Annotated in this window: 2 protein-coding genes; both read left to right on the forward strand. The window is 36.1% G+C overall.

The features are described from left to right. Positions 1–203 (forward strand): T9SS sorting signal type C domain-containing protein (locus tag M0R38_12715; protein MCK9482597.1); only part of this gene is annotated, 203 nt, incomplete at its 5' end. A 614-nt stretch (positions 204–817) separates the two neighbouring features. Then, a partial coding sequence (locus M0R38_12720; GenBank protein MCK9482598.1) for a choice-of-anchor L domain-containing protein occupies positions 818–5442 on the forward strand: 4625 nt, incomplete at its 3' end.

The following is a 5442-nucleotide window of genomic DNA, read 5'->3' on the forward strand; positions in this document are numbered from 1 at the left end:
AACAAAATGATGTGTTTCATATTTATTCAAGAGGCTTTGAGATGAAGGAAGTAACGGTTTATGACGTATTAGGAAGGGTGGTTTATTCCGATGCGTCAGAAGGAAATAGCCATATACTTCCTTATCTCGGAGCAAATCAGGTGTTGGTTGTACAAGTTATAACCGCAAATGAAGAAGTTTTGAGTAAGAAAGTAGGAAATTAAACTTTTTATCCCACAGATGCACAGATGCTAAATGTAAAATAGTTTAGAAAAACACAATGTAAATCACACTGATATTGAGTGTTTTTCATTCAATCCAATCTGGGAAATATAATTTTCTCAAAAAACATAAAAAAATCTGTGTATCTGTGGCTAATAAATAATGTACTTCGGATACATACATTTTAGTATTTCGATACTCTCGAACTCTAAATCATTAATTTCGAATTCTAAACCCTAAGTACCAAATCCTAAATTTGACATCAACTCTGACGAAGTTTTCAATAGCTTCGTCAGAGTTTTTTTGTTTGTAAAGAATTCATGTACTGATTCTTTCACGCTCAAAAAAAAAATAAGTCCCTATTGATTTTTTTTTAACTTTGTCAGAATATAAATTTAAAAAAATATTAATTCCGATATTTTATATTTAGCCTTTACCTAATTTAATTGTCTAAAAAACAACACATTATTAATAAACCAACACTTTTATATTAACAAACGATTTAGACATAAGCCACAACATCAGGTTTAACTGTCAATAATTTAAAACAATACTTATGAAGGTAAATTTTTGCAACAAACAAATCTCTTTTTTTACGCACTTCTGGAAGAATCGAGTGCTATCAACAATAATACTCTTTCTATTTACATTCGCAGGATTTTCACAAACCACTATATCTGTTAATAACTCAGCACATCCTGAATCAAGCTATACTCCGGAACAGCTGATTAAAGATGTTTTGATTGGAGCCGGTGATTGTGCCGAAGTAGATTTTATTTACTTGCAGGAAAATCCAATCGGTGCAACGAATCCATCTCAAAAAAGTTGGGGATATTTTGATGCTACCGGAACGAGCTTTCCGTTTGATAAAGGGATTATCCTTACAACAGGATTTGCCTCAAATGCCACAGGACCTAATAATAATACCGGAATATCCGGAATTTCAGTTGGGTGGACGGGAGATAGTGATCTGAAAGCTATTTTAGATGCCCAAAGCGGAGATAATCAGCCTACTAACAATGCCACTGTATTTCAGTTTACTTTTGTTCCTTCCATACCTAATATTTCTTTTGATTTTATTTTTGCTTCTGAAGAATATGAAAATCAATATGAATGTCAACATCAGTATAGAGATGGTTTTGCTTTCTTACTAAAAGGTCCGGGCATTCCCGACACTTCCGGAACAACCTACGGAGGTATTAATATTGCTGCTATTTCGGGTTCAGCAGGCGTACCAGTAAGCACTATATCTATCCATTCCAACGATTTTATGTGTGGAAGCGAAGTAATAGGAACTAATTTTTTTCCTGATTTATATGTCAGTAACTCGGGGATGAATAACCTAAACGAAATACAATATGATGGGCATACTGTTCCTCTTACTGCACAAGCAACACTGATTCCCGGAGAAACTTATGAACTTAAAATTGTAATTGCAGACAGAGGAGACGCTGGTTATGATTCTGCCGTTTTTTTTAAAGCTGGTAGTTTTAATATCGGTCTTAATTTGGGAGATGATCTAACTGTAGAAGATAGCACAGCTCCCTGTAACTTAGACACCATTACTATTGGCGTAGAGTCAAAACCCTTTGAAATCTACCAATGGTATGCTTACGATGGTTCAAGTTTTAACGAAATTCCAGGAGAAACCACAAGTTATTTAGATGTTTCTACTGCTGGAGTTTATGGTTTAGAACTGACTTACGGATTAGAAGAATGTACTTATTTTGACTCTGTTACTGTCGAATTTGCTGACAACCCTGTAGCTTATCAACCAAGTACTTTAATCGGTTGTGAAAGTATGTCTGAAGATGGTTATGCCTCATTTATACTAACCGATAGAGATGCCCAAATTATTAACGGGCAAACGGATATGACCGTAATGTATTTTGAAACATCAGAACTGGCAGAAGAAGGAAATCCCGAAAATCAACTTACTATTCCTTATACTAATACAGAAATTTGGGGACAAACAATATATGCGAGAATAGAACATATAGATTTCGGCTGTTATGACATTACAGAATTAGATCTGATTGTTTGTCAGCCTTGTCTCGAAAATTTTATACTGAACTCTCAAGCTGAAGTAGATTTTTTCGAGCAAACCTATTCGCATTGTACCGATGTAATAGGAGATGTAATTGTTGAAGGAGAAGATATTACGGATTTAACAGGGTTGAATAGTTTAGTAAATGTGGGAGGAGATTTTACAATTCAAAGTAACCCGTCTTTAAACGAACTTAACGGACTGAATAACTTATCTGCTGTTAATGGTAATTTTAATATTATAGACAATCCCGCATTATCAGAAATTGCAGGTTTTTCTTCATTAAATCAGATAGACGGGCATTTTTGGCTTAAAGACTTACCGAGTTTGGCTGTGTTATCTGGTTTTACTTCTTTAAATCATATAGGCAATGAATTTTGGATACAAAACACAGAACTTCAAAACCTGGATAGCCTCGAAAGCATAGTCAGCATTGGAGGTAAACTTGCTTTAGAGGACAATCCGTCAATGAATAATATTTCAGGACTTTCAAATATCAACCCCGAAACTATATTGGGCGAGTTAGGTCTGTATATTACCAATAATCCTTCCCTTTCTGTTTGTAGCCTACCTAATTTTTGTACCTACTTGAATGGAGAGGGAAATAGAACCATAAGCGAAAATGCAGGGTATTGTTTTGACTTAGATATTGTGCTACTTGATTGTATTCCTTGTGAAATTCCTACGGATCTGAAAGCAGTTAATATATTTATTAATACGGCTGATTTGAATTGGAATGGTGAAGAAGAACTTTTTGATATTGAGTGGGGAACTACAGGATTTGTACAAGGTAATGGTATAATTGAGAGCTATATCGGAGGAACCGAATACAACCTTTCTGAACTTATGGCAGATACTAAATACGATTTCTATGTCCGTACTTATTGCGAAACCAAACAAAGTGATTGGGCAGGCCCGTATAGTTTTACAACATTAAAAGACTGTCCTACAGGAAACTTCACTTTTACTTCGCAACAACAGATAAATAGTTTCGGAGCAGAATATGCTCACTGTTCAGATATTATCCTTAATAACGTAACTATTCAGGGAGCTAATATTACTAACCTCGACGGCTTAAATAAGATTTCAGAAATACAAGGGTTTCTCGATATTAAAAATAATTCTCAACTGCAAAATCTTATGGGGCTAAACTCTTTAAATTGGGTTGAAGGCAATCTTAACATTACTGGTAATACTATTTTAGAAAATTTGGAAGGACTTGGTTCTTTAACCGAAATAGGAAATGATTTAATTATAGGAAACAATGACGCTTTAGTGAACCTATCAGGCTTAGATTCTTTGGCTCAAGTCGGAATGACCTTACATATTTTTTACAATCCTTCTCTTTTGAGCTTAAACGGATTAAACAACTTAACTCAAATGGAGGAAGGGTATATCCGTATTGAAAACAACGGACAACTAAACGATATATCAGATTTACAAGATATAAATCCTGTTTCTATATCGGAAGAATACGGATTGCATATTGTTAATAATACCAACCTCTCAATATGTGATTTTTCTAATTTTTGCACCTATTTACAAGGTTCGGGAGTTAGAACCATTTCGGGTAATGCGGGAAATTGTTCTGACGAAACTACTTTAGTAAATTTATGCAACGGAGAATGTCTGTCATCTACCATTTGGAACGGAACCTCTTGGAGCAACAACACACCTGACCATACCAAAAAAGTCATCATTAACGGAAATTTAACCATTACAGAAGATGTGACTTTCTGCGAATTATTATTAAATTCAGGAACTCTGACTGTAAGCTCAGGAGCGACACTTACCGTAAACGGAGTAATTGAAAACTCCCAAAGCCAGGCTAACTTTATCGTTCAAAACGAGGCAAATCTGATTCAGGTTGATGATGTCGAAAATGTTGGGGAAATTACCGTTTACCGAAACAGCTCGTTAATCAAACATTTAGATTACACCTTGTGGTCTTCGCCTGTGGCAGAACAAGGTTTAAAAGAGTTTTCGCCTCAAACAATTTGGTATCGCATTTACGATTACAACACCACTACCGACCAATGGAGTCAGATTTTCGGAACTTCGTCTGACCCTGACCAAAACTTTGAGCAAGGTATCGGATATATGTTCCGTGCTCCAAACGATTTTGTAACTACTCCTTACACATATAACGGAGAATTTACAGGAATTCCGAACAACGGAACTATCTCAGTTGCGTTTAATCCTTTGGGAATGTATCAAAGTGTAGGAAATCCGTATCCGTCTAATATAAGTATAACAGCGTTTTGGCAAGAAAATCCCGGTACAGGAACGCTTTACTTTTGGACAAACATCAATCCGTGGGATAGTTCTTTAAATGACGGAAGCGGAGATTATACAGCCAACAATTGGGCAACTTACAGCCTTATCGGAGGTGTAGATGTCCCTCAATCGGCTGATAACGATGCAACAAACAAAAAGCCCAACGAATTTGTTTCTGTAGGACAAGGATTTATGGTAGAAGCCCCTACCCTGCCTTCGGTTATTTTTACCAACGCAATGCGTACTTCAGACGAGGGAGTATTTTTCAAAGCCATGGAAGAAGAAAAACACAGACTTTGGCTCAATCTGTCTGACGAAACACTTGTTCTGAACCAAACGCTTATCGGATATGTAAATCAAGCCACCAACCAGCAGGATTTTGGTATTGACTCTAAAATGTTCGGATATGCGGGTTCTGCTTTGTACAGTTTAATTCAGAATAGCCAAGATAACTTTGTAATTCAAGGTCGTGCTTTGCCTTTTGACGATAACGATGTGGTTCAACTCGGATTCAGAGCCAACCAAGCAGGAAGTTTTACAATCTCATTAGCGGATTTTGACGGAATCTTTGCAGAAAATCAGGATATTTACCTAAGAGACAATTTCACCCAAACCGAACACAACCTGAAAGACGGAAATTATAGTTTTGTAAGTCAGCAAGGTACATTCAACAGTCGTTTTGAAGTGGTTTACAAACAATCGGGAGTGCTAAATATTGCCATTCCGGATTTAAACAATGGTTGGGTGGTTTACAAAAAAGATGACACATTTTATATCCAATCGCAAAACTTTGAAATCAAAAAAGTAGCGGTTTATGATATGTTAGGCAGAATAGTTTACACTTCCGAGGCAGAAGGCAATAGCCATACACTCCCTTATCTTGGAGCAAATCAGGTGTTGGTTGTACAAGTTATAAC

It is taken from the genome of Bacteroidia bacterium (assembly GCA_023228875.1).
GTDB lineage: Bacteria > Bacteroidota > Bacteroidia > NS11-12g > UBA955 > JALOAG01.